Source organism: Streptococcus sp. NLN64 (genome assembly GCF_015831295.1).
Classification (GTDB): Bacteria; Bacillota; Bacilli; order Lactobacillales; family Streptococcaceae; genus Streptococcus.
Window position 1 is genome coordinate 1 of record NZ_JADXDQ010000044.1, and the last position, 14,641, is coordinate 14,641.

A 14,641-nucleotide genomic window follows, 5' to 3' on the forward strand; every position below is an offset into this window, starting at 1 on the left:
ACGCTCAAGGCCTTGACACAAAATCCCCTTCTCTTTGCTTCACAACTAGGCTCAGCAGGCATCAATCTGCCAAATAAATTGTCCTATTTTTAGAAAAATGGTTGACAAATGGTAGAAAAATCTCTGAGGGAGATTTTGAGCTGTCTACGACTCGCTGCCTTGTACTAAAAGACTGTAGTATCAAAAAAACCTCTGGCCAAAGCCAGAGGGATTTGTAGACTAAGCTTCTTTTTTCTTCCACGCGCTCCATTCTGCATAGGCAGTATAGAGAACGTCGGTTGAAGAGTTGAGGGCAGTTTCACAGGCATCTTGGATGATACCGATGATAAAGCCGACTCCGATAACTTGTGCTGAGATATCACCAGAGATCCCAAAGAGGCTACATGCCACAGGAATCAGGAGTAGAGATCCACCGGTAACCCCAGAAGCTCCACAGGCTGACAAGGCAGCTACAACAGAGAGGAGGAGGGCAGTTCCGAAGTCCACATTAATACCAAGAGTGTGAACCGCTGCAAGGGAAAGAATAGTGATGGTAATGGCGGCACCACCCATGTTGATGGTTGCTCCAAGCGGGATAGAGATTGTATAGGTATCTTTGTCCAAACCAAGCTCTTCACAGAGTTTCAAGTTTACGGGGATGTTGGCTGCTGAGCTTCGAGTAAAGAAGGCAGTTACACCGCTGACTTGTAAGGTTTTGAGGACAAGTGGATATGGATTTTTACGCATCATCACAAATCCAATGATTGGGTTGATAACCAAGGCTACAAAGAGGTTGGTTGCCACAATCACAAGGATCAATTGGCCGTAACCTAGAAGGGCATCGACCCCTTGTTCAGAAATCGCTTTGAAAACCAAACCAAGGATTCCGAATGGTGCTAAGTTAATCACCCAAGCTACGACAGTTGAGGTTACATCTGCCACCGTTTGAAGCAATTCTTTACTTTGCTTGCTCGCTTGGCGCATAGCAATTCCAAAGACACTAGCCCAAGCCAAAATTCCGATGTAGTTACCATTGGAAATAGCGCTAACTGGGTTTTCTACAATGTTGAGCAAGAGGTTACGAGCGATTTCAGCCAATCCACTAGGAGGTGCGATATCCGTAGCCGCATTTGCTAGTGTTAAGGTTGTTGGGAAAGCAAAGGATACAAGCACAGCAACCAAAGCAGCAGCAAACGTGCCGAATAGGTAAAGGAGAACGATGGTTTTTATATTGGATTGTCCACCTTCTCTGTGCTGAGAAAGGGCGTTGGTTACCAATGCAAATACCAAGAGAGGGGCAACTGCTCGCAAAGCACCTACGAAGACATCTCCGAGGATTCCGATAGCTGACCAAGATGGAACGATGAGGGCGAGGGCAAAACCAATGACAACCCCAATTGCAATTCGCTTGATCAGACTGGCTCGATTCCAGGCCTGAATGTAACGTTTCATGATTGAAACCTCCTTTAAAATTTATTTTAAATAGTCTACTATAAGAAAATTCCACTGTCAATGGATTTTCTGGGTTTTTATGAAAAAAGTTCGGAATTTTTGCAACTTTCTCCCCCCTTTTTTATAAAAACTTATGGAAATCATAAGAGGATTTGATAACAGATGTTGCAGGCGGAAGACTTCCCCTGTGTTATAATGATAATAAGGAAAAGGAGGTTTTATGCAAAACCTAGTATTACGAACCTTAGAGAAGATTCAATGGGAAGATCTAGTAGACCAGTTCCTGTCCAAATTGCTTTCACTGCTCTTTCTCTTTGTCTTGTTTTGGATGGGGAAAAAGCTCATTCATGGACTTGTTCATCGTTTGCTTGCTCCCTCCATGTTGCTGGTGCAGAGTAATTCAGCTCGCAAGGAAACTCTTTTGCATTTGGTGGATAATGTTCTAAACTATGCCCTCTATTTTCTTTTGATTTATTGGGTGCTATCGATTCTTGGTTTACCGGTCTCCTCGCTACTAGCTGGAGCTGGTTTGGCAGGGGTTGTGGTTGGTCTAGGGGCTCAGGGATTCTTGTCAGATATGGTGAATGGTTTCTTTATCCTATTGGAAAGGCAATTAGATGTTGGAGATTATGTGACCCTGCCAAATGGAGCTGGCAAACTATCCGGTACCGTCGAAAATGTTGGAATCCGAACAACCCAGGTTCGTGATAGCAATGGGACTCTCTACTATATTCCCAACCGACAGATTCTCATCGTCAGCAACCAGTCTCGGGGAGATGTTTCCATTACCTTGGACTTGCCTTTGTTACCCGGTACAGACTTTGAGCTTGTGGATCGGATTGTGGAGCAAGTCAATCAGTCGCAACTGCAGGGATTTGACCAATTAGATGGTCAACCTAGAGTTCTTGGACCGCAGTGGAATCGGAGTGAAGGCTTTGTCTATCGCATTTCGATTCCGATTCACCAAGGACAGGATGCGGGCGTGGCTTATCCCATTTATCGCTTGTACCAGGATGCCTTGAAGGAAGCTGGTGTGCATTTGTCGAGTTCTTCCGGACCTACGAATTAAGGAGGTGCATCCAGAATGTCTGACAAAAAGACCTTGCGGTCTCAGCCCTATTGGATTTGGATCCTTAGCTTGGTGGGGTTGAATGTCCTTTTACTACTTGGAATTGGCGGTCTGCTCTTTTCTTATTTAGGACTAGCCGAGGAAAATGAGCAGTATGCCCGTCTTTTAGGTTTAAATCAAAAAGAAGAGAGTGTCATCGAGCAAAAGCTGGGCCAATCGCGGCAATTTGTAACCGGGGAACGGGTAACGGTTAAGACCATCGAAAAAGATGAAAATCAGGAGATGTGGGATGATGCCACTGGATCAGCGGTTGTGGTTGAGCTCTTGGTTGAAAATAGTCATGGGAATACCTTCCGTGTGAATCCCTATAGTTACGAATTATTTGATGAAGAGGGAGAACCCTTGCTGTTAGATAGTGTGACCTTTGATCAGGAGGCTTTGGAGAGCAGTCTGGAACCGGGTGATCAAGGTAGCTATCGTTTGGTTTTTGATGGCGAGATGGGGGAAGGGCCCTATTATCTTGTCCACTACGATACAGAATGGAAGTCTAATTAGGAGGTCACTATGAAATCAATATATTTAGCAGGTGGTTGTTTTTGGGGTTTAGAGGAATATTTTTCTCGCATTGATGGTGTTCAGGAGACTAGTGTGGGTTATGCCAATGGCCAAGTCGAAACAACCAATTATCAACTCTTAAAAGAAACCGACCATGCAGAAACAGTCTTTGTCAGTTATGACCCTGCAGTCCTTAGCTTACGGGAAATTCTGCTGTATTATTTCCGAGTGATTGATCCGCTCAGTGTCAATCGCCAGGGCAATGATCGTGGTCGCCAATACCGAACAGGGATTTATTACCAGGATGCCCAAGATCTACCTGTGATTGAGCAGGTTATGGCTGAACAGTCGCAACATTTTGGCAACCAACCCTTGGCTGTTGAAGTGGAACCGCTTCGCCACTATATCCCTGCAGAAGATTATCACCAAGATTATTTGAAGAAAAATCCAGGAGGTTACTGCCACATCAATGTGGAGGATGCCTACCAGCCTTTGATTGATCCTGCCCTTTACCAAAAGCCTGACCAAGAGGAGTTGAAGCAGCGTTTATCTGTAGAAGAATATGCGGTGACTCAGGAAAATGCGACCGAGCGTCCATTTGATAACAGGTATGATGAACATTTCCAAGAAGGAATTTATGTGGACATTACTTCTGGAGAGCCCCTCTTCCAGTCTGCAGATAAATACAATTCAGGTTGTGGTTGGCCAGCCTTCTCCAAACCCATTGCCAAGGACCTTATTCAGTACCGTCAGGATTTGAGTCACGGGATGCGCCGGATTGAGGTTCGGAGTCGGGCAGGGGATGCCCATTTGGGACATGTTTTTGAAGATGGTCCGCAAGAATCAGGTGGACTTCGCTACTGTATCAATAGTGCTGCCCTCCGTTTTGTGGCTAAGGAAGATCTGGAAGTGGAAGGCTATGGTTATTTACTAGACTTGTTTGATTAGGAAGATGTTATGAAGAAGGAAGTTTTTGTAACAGGTCTCTTGACAACGGTGACCCTGGCGGGGTTAGGAGTCTACTTTGGTCGTCCTTATGTTCAGGAACTAGTAAAGGGTCAGGAAGACAGTCAGGCGACCCAAGCTCGGATTATGGCACACGGTGATTTGCTCTACCATGACCTTCTCTACTATTCTGTAGAGCAGGCTGATGGCAGCTATGATTTCTCTGAAAACTTTACCTATGTCAAACCCTGGTTAGAACAAGCTGACCTGGCCATTGGCGATTTTGAAGGAACCATTAACCCGGACTATCCCTTGAGCGGTTACCCGCTCTTTAATGCGCCTCCCCAAGTGGTAGAGGCTATGAAAGATGCTGGCTACGATGCCATGGACCTGGCCCACAACCATATTTTAGATTCGGGCTTAGAAGGCGTGGCGACTACTGCCCAAGCCTTCAAAGACGCTGGTATTACCCCCATTGGCGTTTATCCTGATCAAGCACGCGATCAGGCTCCCTTGCTTATCAAGGAGGTCAATGGCATTAAGATTGCGCTCCTAGCCTATGCTTATGGTTTTAATGGGTTGGAAGCTGGGCTGAGCCCAGAAGAGTATGGGGCAGTTCTCTCTGATTTGGATCAGGAGAAAATGGAGGCGGAAATAAAGCGGGCCGAGAAAGAGGCGGACCTCACGATTGTCATGCCGCAAATGGGCGAGGAATACCGCTTGGAGCCGACCGAGGAACAGGTTGAACTATACCGTAAGATGGTAGACTGGGGCGCTGACCTGGTATTCGGTGGCCACCCGCATGTTCCAGAACCAACTGAAATGATTGAAAAAGATGGGGAAAACAAGTTCATCATCTATTCTATGGGCAATTTCATTTCCAATCAGCGAATCGAGAGCCTGGATGGAATGGCCAACTCCGAATGGACGGAGCGTGGGGTCCTCATGGATGTAGAAGTGGAGAAACAGGGCCAAAAGACTCGGATTAAATCTGTCAAAGGCCACCCAACCTGGGTGAATCGAGTCGAGAAAGGAACCTATTCGCAAGCGGGATTCCCTCAATACCTCTACCAAACCTTGGTTGTAGAAGATTTCTTGAAAGGTGGTCGCTATGAGGGCCAACTCGATGCCGAAACGCAGGCGCGGGTTGAAAACGCTTTTCTTGAAATAAACGAACTTTTGAACCTTCAATGGCTTAATAAAAAATAAGAATGTACAGAAAAAGGGGCAAGACTTGAACTTGCTCCTTTTCATAGTAGCTAGATATCATTGAAAATAGAGAATATCTTGAATTATAAGTTATAGTCGTTTAGTTTGTTTTTAGTACAAGGCAGCGAGTCGTAGACAGTACTGATACTTAACTAACTTCAAAATCGGAATACTCGAATCTTTCAAAGAGATGACTAGGAAAGCCGATGACGGTAGTTCAACAGGTCTGGGAGATCTGTTGAATATTATCGATAAGGCATGTAAAGCACGCAATCAAAAAGTTCATCAAAGAGGCTTGACAAAGTCAGATTTTGAAATTCAATGAGTATGAAGTACGGCAAGACGAACTAACACAGTAATAAAAGATAAACTAAAAGAGTATATCTTTGTTGATTTTAAAGAAATTTGAAGACTATCAGATAAATCTATGCGGCGTGATTCTTATGTATTAACTTTTACCAGTCTAAGGTATTCACAATTGAGCGAACTGAAATAGTTGATGAGGTATTCTTACTGACAATTGTTTTTGAAGATTGTTGAACAGTGTTAAGAAGCAATATAGCTGAAATATTAAATAGAACAAAAAATTTTTCATGTTGTTGTTTCTCCTCTTGAATTTGTAATTTGATTCACATACAATTATTTTATAATAAAGAAATAGAAATTTAGAATGTGTTACGTATTTGTAACAGGAGTGTTTAAATGAATAAATATGGTCGTGTTTTCAAAATGATTCGGAATTCTAAAAATTTATCCATTCGGGAAGTGGCAGGACAAGATATTTCGGCTGCTCAGATTTCTCGCTTTGAAAAAGGAGAAAATGATATTTCTCTTTCAAAATTTATGGCCTGTCTACAACGGATGGATGTACTTCTAGGTGAGTTTTGGAATTTTTATCATGTTTATTATCAAGAAGAGGATCCGAGGGTAACAATTGATTTTAATCAAGCACTTTTAAACAAAAATGCATCTTATTTCCTAAATTTACAGGCGAATTATGAAGAAAAGTATAAGACTGAAAGAAGAGCGTCGGATCGTGTAATGATTTCAGTCGTTCAGGTTATGTTGAATCGGTGTGATGAACGCTACCTTATTTCTGAAAAAGATAAAGAAGTTATCGCGGACTATCTGATGGGAATTTCGGATTGGTGTTTGTTTGAACTCTGGATTCTGGGTTCATGTGGACAAGCGCTGGAGTCTAGAGCGATTGAGATATTTGGATTAGAAATCATTCAAAAAACTCAATTTTATAATACAATACCTGAAAATAGAAATAGAATTTACTTGATTTTATTGAATCTTGCCGGAATTCTTTTGGATCGTGAAGAATTTACAGTCACTGCTAAGTTTATTCGGCAGCTAGATAACCTTTCAATATTAGAGAACAATCTAATGGCTCGACTGCAACTGAAATTTATCAAAGCTCAAATGCGCTACATGCAAGGTAACAAGGGGGCAATGAAGGATCTGGAGGAATGTTTACGAATCGCTCAATTTCTCGAATGTTACAATCTAGAGGGTCAAATTAAGGATACTATTTCTCTTGTTACGGATTCGTAACAATTTTATAAGGAAGTCTTTTTTGTTATAAACTGATTTCGCTGGTTTAGGGCACCTCTAAAAACTAAACTCTTAAAAATTCGAACATTGATTTATCAAGATTTCTACGACATGATTTGATGCAAAACCGGAGTTTTTCGAGGTGCCCTTTAGATGTTGGACCAGTGAAAAGAAAAAGTAAAAACAAAGGAGAAATGAATCTTGTTTCATTTAAAGAAAGGTCTATCGATGAAAAAGACAACTATTACACTTTTAGCCCTGCTTGTTTTGGCTGGTTGTTCTAATAACCGACAATCTGAATCTACAGTATCTAGCTCCTTAAGCAAGACACAACAATCAAGTTCATCAGTAAGCAAGGTAACGAGTTCAACTAAGAAGTCTTCTAATAATAGTGAAAAATCTACTGGTGCAGCAAATCAGGAAAATTCCTCTTACTCTGTTACACCTAGCTCAACTGTAGAACAGGGTGAAGCAGATGGAGCATCCGTAAGTACTGAGACGCCAGTTCAGAGCAAATCATCAGACGGTGTTGTTGGTTCACAGGGAAATCTTCCAGATGTTCCCTATAATCCAGAACCATTCCTTGCTGGCGACTTTTCATCACTAGCTGGAACATGGCAAGATGAGTATGGTAATCAAATCACAGTTGGAGCGAATGGATCTCTTGCTATTCAAATGGCTGAAGGAGAACACATTTCAGAAGAGGCACGTCAGCAATTAAGTCGTGATCTCTACATTTTGAATGGTTATGGTTATTGGCAAGATACTGCTTTTATTAGCCCTACCTCTAATGATGCTCATACTTCAGGGTTACCACGATTTTCTTATGACACCGCTGCAAATTCAATCTATTTAGTTCCAAATTATGCAGAAACTTATTCTGGAACTTTTTCTCGAATAAATTGAAGCATTGCAAATCGTCTAACTACCTTAACGGAAAAGAACTTTGATATTAGCCGTCTTTTGCATATAAAATAACACACGATAAAAACATTGCCTTTTCTTTCACAGAGGGTAAGATTTTTATCGTGTGTTTTCTTTATGGTTGTCTTCGAGAAAAATTGGTGAACTTGAAGGACGAGGGTCTATGGTGGGATTGGTTGTACTGGAAGGGCTGACCGTCACCTAGGAAGACGGTTGCTTCCACCAGGGCTAGGTAAGCTGGATCCAGATTTTGGAAGTAGTCCTGGAGAACTTGATTGGCTGGTTGGAAAGTAATGGTTTTAGCCGAGTGGCTAATGACCAAGCCCAAGTCTTGTTCAATGTAGTGGTAGATGGACTTCTGGGCGATTTCCTCTGTAAGTCCCGTTATGAGTTGGGGGTTAAAGAAATCAATATCAACGATGTTGACCTTGGCCCCTTTTTTTCGAAGGCGAACCACCCGGATGATGGTGTCAAAGTCTCTTAGTTGCAGAGCGGATTTGACATGTGGGTAGTCTTTGGCCTTGATTTTTTCAAAGACAGCAACTTGAGTTTTGTAGGCGTGGTTGAGGCCGTCGTTGATTTCTTGGAAACTGGTTAGACTGGCTAATTCAAAATTGAGGGAAGGATCGTAGATGACAATGGATCCTTTCCCACGAATTTTTTGAATGTAAGCATCGTTTTGTAGGAGCTGTAAGGATTTGCGAAGGGTTTCGCGAGAAGTCTCAAAGTGCTGGCAGAGGTCCATCTCAGAAGGGAGTAGTTCCCCTTGGCTGTAACTGCCTTGTCGGATTTCATTTTTTAGTTGGTCATAGATGACCTGGTACTTTTTTTCAGTCATAGGCTAACGACTCAGGAAAGCGACGGTCTCATACGGACGGAGTTCCAAGGACTGTTCAGCTTCTCGCTGGCCGTAATTTCCTAGGAGGTACTCGTAGTTGGTGCCTTCCATTGGGACAGTTGTTGCTTGGCCATAGAAGTTGTTGAAGACAATCAATTCTTGATCCCCCAAATGACGCTTGTAAGCCAATACTTGTGGGTGATCGGTCAAGAGCGGTTGGTAAGAACCTTCCTGGATAATAGCCAACTCTTTGCGGAGGCGGATTAAGTCTTGGTAGTAAGAGAAGATGCTTCCTTGAGCTAATTCTTGTTCAACATTAATCTCTTGGTAGTTGTTTGCAACTGCTAGCCAAGGTTGACCGGTGGTGAATCCTGCATTCTCAGACGTATCCCATTGGATCGGTGTCCGGCTGTTGTCACGGGATTTAACTTGAATAACTTCAAAAGCTTCTTCGGCAGTCAAGCCTCGATCCAAGAGCATTTGGTAAGCATTGATACTTTCAATATCTTTGTACTGGTCCATGCTTGTGAAGCCTGGATCCGTCATTCCGATTTCTTCCCCCATATAGATGTAAGGGACCCCCTTCATCATGTGGATGGCTTGAGCCAACATTTTGGCAGACTCCACTCGGTATTCTTGGTCGTTGGTGAAGCGGGTTAGAGCGCGTGGTTGATCATGATTATTCCAGAAGACCGCATTGCAGCCGCCACCTTGATCCATTCCTACCTGCCAGTCGTTGAGAATTCGTTTCAACTCTGCGAAGTCCATAGCCTGGTTTTGCCATTTGTCGCCATCTTTGTAGTCGACTTTTAGGTGGTGAAAACTAAAGGTCATAGAGAGCTCATGACGGTCGGGTCTGGTGTAAAGGATACAGTTGTCAATGGTGGTTGAGGACATCTCACCGACCGTTACGATAGTGGGATCCTGTCCGAAGCTAGCCTGGTTCATTTCTTGCAAGTAGTCATGGACAATTGGGGTGTCCGTATAGAGCCCTTTTTCTTGTTGCTCATTGAGACTATCCACAAGAAGTTCATCCTTACCAATCACATTGATCACGTCAAAGCGGAAGCCAGAGGCTCCTTTTTCCCGCCAGAAGTTGACGACATCGTAGAGTTCCTCACGAACTTCTGGATTATGCCAATCCAAGTCTGCCTGGGTTTTATCGTAGAGGTTCATGTAATACTTGCCTGTGTTGCCGAAAGGTTGCCATGCGGGCCCACCGAATTTGGATTGCCAGTTGGTTGGAAGGCTCCCATCTTCCTTAGGTTCCCGGATATAGTAGTAGGCTTGGTATTTTTCATCACCGGCTAGTGCTTTTTGGAACCACTCGTGCTCTGTTGACGTGTGGTTGAGCACCATATCCAGCATGATTCCCATCCCTAGTTCCTTGGCTTGGCGGGCCAATTCCTCAAAGTCTTCCATGGTTCCGAAGCGGGGATCGATGGCCCGGTAATCCGCGATGTCATAACCATTGTCATTTTGAGGAGACACATAGAAAGGGTTGAGCCAGAGAATATCTACTCCTAATTTTTTCAAATAAGGAAGCTTCTCAATAATACCCGGCAAATCCCCAAAACCATCGCCGTTGCTATCGTTAAAGGATTTAGGATAAATTTGGTAAACAACTTTGGAAAATATTGAATCTTTCATGAAAACACCTTTCTAAAAAAAGGGGTGGGGTTTCTTGAAACCCACCCCTATGAATCTTATTTCTTCTTCTCAAAGCGAATGAAAACAAATGTTAGAACAATTGGAAGAGCGATAACGATAGCCAATCCAAGGGCGAAAATACCCCAATATTGTGGAACGATGGAGAGGATACCAGGGATACCACCGATTCCGACAGAGTTAGCAAGAACTGGTACAGAACCGAGAAGGGCTCCGGCAATTCCGGCTGAAACCATTGCTGCTAGGAAGGCAGCTTTATGGCGAAGAGTTACCCCGAAGATGGCTGGTTCAGTAACTCCCAACCATGCAGAGATGGCAGAAGTAAGCGCCATGCTTTCGTTTTTGCTATCTTTGTTTTTACGGAAAATTAACATCATAGCAAGGGCTGCAGATCCTTGAGCTACGTTAGACATAACAAGGATAGGCCACAAGAAGGTTCCATTTTCAGATGCCACCAATTGAAGGTCAACTGGGAGGAACATGTGGTGCATACCAGTGATAACAAGCGGTGCGTAGAAGGTACCGTAGATGAGACCTCCCAACCAGCCAGCTGTACTGAAGATAGCCATCATGATGTTTGTGATTTGAGTCGCCAACCACATGGTCACAGGACCAATAACTGTGAAGGCAAGGAAACCAGTAACCAAGAGTGAAACAGGAGCAACCACCAAGAGTTTCAAGCTATCTGGAACACGTTTGTTCAACCATTGTTCCACATTAGCCAAAATGAAAGCCGCAAAGAGAGATGGTAGAACTTGAGCCTGGTAGTTCATTTGTTGAACAGGAATACCGAAGAGATCCCAAGTTGGAATTTCAGCAAGTCCACCAGTGTTTGCATCAAACAAAGCATATTGAGAAGTCAATCCAGGGTGGCAAAGGACCAAACCAAGAACGATCCCCAAGAGTGGAGAACCACCGAAGCGGGTCATAGCTGACCAACCAACAAGAGCTGGGATAAAGATAAAGGATGTTGCTGCGATAAAGTTCACAATACCAGCAAATCCAGCGAAACCAGGATACATTTCAACAATGGATTGCGCTCCAAAGATTCCTGGTTGAGTAAGAACATTGTTAATCCCCAAAAGCAAACCAGAAGAAATGATCGCTGGTAGGATTGGTACAAAAACATCCCCCAACAATTTTACCAATTTTTGAAGTGGGTTCAAATCTTGGGCAGCTTGTTCCTTGGCTTCTTCCTTAGACACAGCTTGTGCACCTGTTTGAGCTACCAATTCATCGTAAGCTTTATCAACGATACCAGGACCGATGATGACTTGGTATTGACCGTTGGCGGAGAATTGTCCCTTAACCAAATCAATTTGATCGAGAGCAGACTCATCTACTTGGCCTTCATCTTTTAGAATAAAGCGAAGACGGGTCACACAGTGGGTTACACTGTTGATGTTGTCCTTGCCACCAATGGCTTCAACGATTTTAGAAACATCGTTTTTCATAAGATCTCCTTTTGAAAGCGTTTTTTAAACTTGTATAGACAAATTATAAATGAGAGATTACCACTTGTCAATATTTTTTTGAAAAAAGTTTAAGGACCTAGAATAAATGTATGATGATGGTTCTTTTTATAATTAAACTTTATTTTACTGTCTATTTTCCTATTTGAAATGTTAAACTAATTATAATATCAATTACAAATATATTAGCAGTTTAATAAAGATATTTTAGGGACCAAGTCAACTGTATTGAAACTTTTAAGGTACATCTAAAACTTTTATTTTAAAAAATTAAGTTATAAAAATATTGGTGACTTGACGATTGGAAGCTTATAGAACTTCGTTGTAGTGATACTTTTTATTTTATTTAAATGAGGTTTTCTGTGATTTCTCCTCACCGGGAAAAAAACACAAAAAGCACTGAAAGGAGGATGTCTTATGATTACTGAAGAAAATAAAGATTTTACTTTTGAAATGAAGCAAGAACAAGAAACAATTGATTTATCAGACATGAAAATCATTGTTTCAGCTACTCAGATGGGAAATTCTTGGCAGACTTGGAATTAGGTGGACATATGGATTATTGATATTTCCGCTTGGAATAAGTAGGGGGACCTCTAAAAACTCTGATTTTTGTTCAAAATAGACTGTCGAAACTCTATTAAATATACGTTTAGATTTGAAAGAAAATGTCTTTTTGAGGTGACCTTGAAAATATCTGCATTAGTTTTATATATTTTACTTTGAGGGGTTGGAGCAGTTTGCTCCAACCTCTATTTTGGAGGGGTTAGAGTGAAACAATTACAAGTTAATGACGGTATTCAAGTTTTTAAAAGTAACAATAACAATAAACTAATAATAAGAAATTACTCTTCGGGTAAATATTTTACAGTTGAGTTTCAGCGGTCATTGTATGAGATATTACTATTTTTAAAGGAACCTCGAACATTTGATGAGCTTAAAACAGTTTTTAGTTTTCTAACCTCTCAATGTATTGATGAAATGTTATCTTTTTTTATAGAACAGAAAATTGTAAGAGTTCTGGAAAAGGATGCTATACAGAAAAAAATTAATATTTTGGTAGTTGGAGTAGGTACTACAGGTGGCTTTACTGTAGAAGCACTTTGTAGAAATGATATTTTTAAAAACTTAATATTGGTAGATCCTGATATTGTTGAGATATCAAATCTATATAGACAGGTTTATCTAGAACATGAGATTGGGGAGTACAAAGCTCAAGCTTTGAAAAATAGATTTCCCCAAAAAAATATTAAATGTTACAAGCAATTTGTATCTAATTTGGATGAACTGTTGGCTATTTGTTTGGAGGAAGATATCGATTTAATTGTGCAATGTGCCGATAAACCTTCATCCAAAGAGTTGTGTAGAATTGTGACCTCTGTTTGCAACATATTAGAAAAACCATGTATATTGAATTATGGATATCTGAGTAATGTAATCGCATTACCTGAATTTTATTATCCAAATAATACATACAATATGGATTATCGGCATGATATTTTAGATGAAGAATTAATTCTGAGTCAAATATTGGAAAAGTCAGATTACACAGTTTCTATACAAGCATCATTTGTAATTGCTGAACAAATAAAAAATTATATTGAAAATAAGAAACCAATCTATTATCAATATAGAGGTTATTTTAGCATTGAAAAATTGAAGTGGGAGGTTGAAAAAATTGAGTAAGACTCTGTTCTTAAATTTTCAAAACAACCAAATTCTAGAAGGGTTTCGTAAATGTGATGAATTTTTGCTAAGGCACAATAATACTTTAAATATGTTATCTGATGAGAGATGGCGTGAAAATAAATATATGAATACTGAGAAGAATATTTCCTCACCAACAAATTTAATCATTGGTAGATACATCTGTAACGTTCTTTCGGCTTTGTTAATCGATCTAAGTATGGGAGTTTATAGTAATATTTTTGTGGAATGTCAGAACAAAGATGGACTTGATTCATATTCCAAATATATTTTTTCTGTTCTAGATTTTGTGACCAATATTAATATTAAATATGTAGAACTTTCGAATTTGGTGCAGGATACTCAAACTATTTCTGCTGACTTGATGCGCAGTAGGATTAAGAGAGGACTATATGATTCATTTACATATGAAGATTCTATATTATATAAAATTTATTCTATATATTGCTCTATTTTCGAAAATGATAAGATAAGTTTAACAGAGATTGAAAATTTATTTTTAAGTACTGAGGATAAGTATGAATCTTGGCTTTTACAAAAAATCTTGATTAATCTTGGAGTAAGGGAAGGAGATAAGCAATTAGTTGAAAAATATTTATTAGAGCTTGAAAAAAATAATGTAAGCAAGTACGATTATTGGAATAGCTATAGTTTTTATCTGCTTTATTTTTCTTCTAAGGAGAGCAGTACAAATTATTTGTCAAAAAAACTTGATGTGGATAGATTTTTGAATAATGTAGATATAGACTATGCAGAGTCGTTAGTCTTTAAAAACTACGCAGCAATATTAGAAGATGATTTGATAAAAAGAAATTAATATTGGAAAAATGTTTGAGTCAAACACCTCAAGATGTTGATCTCTGGAAATTTTATTTGACAAAATATGGATCAAGTGACGAGATATCCAGAAAGTTTTCTGAAATATTTAATAATGGTTACTCTGAACCTCAATTTTTGGAGTTTCTGAGACTTTCTCCAAACAATATTGATGAACTAGTTAGGAGTATTCTACTTTGTTCCACAAAACGGAATAGGCAAGTGGCTTTTCGTTTATTGGAATTAGTAGAGGATGATAAACTAAATCAATATTTAAAAAAATATCTCACCCATTTTGAATTTCCAGATTATATGTAGATGAAAGTCTAGTGGTGAAAAGTCAAGTTCAAAGTTCTGAGCAGTTACTCTTTTTTTCAGAAAAAAGGGCGCACTGAAAAGAGCTAGCGAAAAATGATGTTTTTCAACCAATTTTCACTAGATTTTCAA

Annotated in this window: 13 protein-coding genes; 9 read left to right on the forward strand and 4 right to left on the reverse strand. The window is 40.4% G+C overall.

Translation table 11 applies throughout. The features are described 5' to 3' along the window. Positions 1 to 219: 219 nt before the first annotated feature. Positions 220 to 1,431, reverse strand: coding sequence for a serine/threonine transporter SstT (sstT, locus tag I2503_RS07005; protein ID WP_196092366.1), 1,212 nt, complete (start codon positions 1,429 to 1,431; stop codon positions 220 to 222). 220 nt (positions 1,432 to 1,651) lie between these two features. Between sstT and I2503_RS07010 the strand changes: the two genes are divergently transcribed. The 6 genes from I2503_RS07010 (at position 1,652) to I2503_RS07035 (ending at position 7,675) form a co-directional block, all read left to right on the forward strand. After that, positions 1,652 to 2,500, forward strand: coding sequence for a mechanosensitive ion channel family protein (locus I2503_RS07010; protein ID WP_196967479.1), 849 nt, complete (start codon positions 1,652 to 1,654; stop codon positions 2,498 to 2,500). 15 nt (positions 2,501 to 2,515) lie between these two features. After that, entirely contained in the window at positions 2,516 to 3,055 is a 540-nt protein-coding gene (locus tag I2503_RS07015) for a DUF4352 domain-containing protein (protein ID WP_196967480.1), read from the forward strand. A 9-nt stretch (positions 3,056 to 3,064) separates the two neighbouring features. Next, entirely contained in the window at positions 3,065 to 4,003 is a 939-nt protein-coding gene (gene msrB / locus I2503_RS07020; protein WP_196092369.1) for a peptide-methionine (R)-S-oxide reductase MsrB, read from the forward strand. Positions 4,004 to 4,012: 9 nt separating this feature from the next. Next, positions 4,013 to 5,209 carry a CapA family protein gene (locus I2503_RS07025; protein ID WP_196967481.1) on the forward strand — a complete coding sequence of 399 codons (1,197 nt, stop codon included), beginning with the start codon at positions 4,013 to 4,015 and terminating at the stop codon, positions 5,207 to 5,209. 702 nt (positions 5,210 to 5,911) lie between these two features. Further along, entirely contained in the window at positions 5,912 to 6,769 is an 858-nt protein-coding gene (locus I2503_RS07030; protein WP_196967482.1) for an Rgg/GadR/MutR family transcriptional regulator, read from the forward strand. A 228-nt stretch (positions 6,770 to 6,997) separates the two neighbouring features. Continuing rightward, the gene (locus I2503_RS07035; protein WP_196967483.1) at positions 6,998 to 7,675 is read left to right on the forward strand and encodes a DUF6287 domain-containing protein; all 678 of its coding nucleotides are present in this window, start codon (positions 6,998 to 7,000) and stop codon (positions 7,673 to 7,675) included. Positions 7,676 to 7,808: 133 nt separating this feature from the next. Here I2503_RS07035 and treR read toward each other — a convergent pair whose 3' ends face one another. Genes treR through treP form a run of 3 tightly spaced genes read right to left on the reverse strand, consistent with a single transcriptional unit; the run spans position 7,809 to position 11,653 of the window. Continuing rightward, positions 7,809 to 8,531: a trehalose operon repressor gene (gene treR / locus I2503_RS07040; RefSeq protein WP_196967484.1), complete on the reverse strand. Its 723-nt coding sequence runs from the start codon at positions 8,529 to 8,531 to the stop codon at positions 7,809 to 7,811. Between the two features lie 3 nt (positions 8,532 to 8,534). Next, entirely contained in the window at positions 8,535 to 10,181 is a 1,647-nt protein-coding gene (gene treC / locus I2503_RS07045) for an alpha,alpha-phosphotrehalase (protein ID WP_196967485.1), read from the reverse strand. A 56-nt stretch (positions 10,182 to 10,237) separates the two neighbouring features. Further along, positions 10,238 to 11,653 (reverse strand): PTS system trehalose-specific EIIBC component, encoded by a 1,416-nt coding sequence (gene treP, locus I2503_RS07050; protein ID WP_196967486.1) that lies wholly within the window; start codon positions 11,651 to 11,653, stop codon positions 10,238 to 10,240. Positions 11,654 to 12,088: 435 nt separating this feature from the next. On the opposite strand from treP, the gene I2503_RS09795 reads away from it, so the two are divergent. The 3 genes from I2503_RS09795 to I2503_RS07060 all read left to right on the forward strand — a co-directional run bounded on the left by I2503_RS09795 (position 12,089) and on the right by I2503_RS07060 (position 14,195). After that, on the forward strand, positions 12,089 to 12,217 hold the full coding sequence (locus I2503_RS09795) for a hypothetical protein (protein ID WP_282097730.1): 129 nt from the start codon (positions 12,089 to 12,091) through the stop codon (positions 12,215 to 12,217). Between the two features lie 225 nt (positions 12,218 to 12,442). Further along, a complete protein-coding gene (locus tag I2503_RS07055) occupies positions 12,443 to 13,357 on the forward strand; it encodes a ThiF family adenylyltransferase (RefSeq protein ID WP_196967487.1) in 915 nt (304 codons plus the stop codon). Continuing rightward, entirely contained in the window at positions 13,350 to 14,195 is an 846-nt protein-coding gene (locus tag I2503_RS07060; protein WP_196967488.1) for a hypothetical protein, read from the forward strand. The genes I2503_RS07055 and I2503_RS07060 overlap by 8 nt, the downstream gene beginning before the upstream one ends. The last annotated feature ends 446 nt before the right edge of the window (positions 14,196 to 14,641 follow it).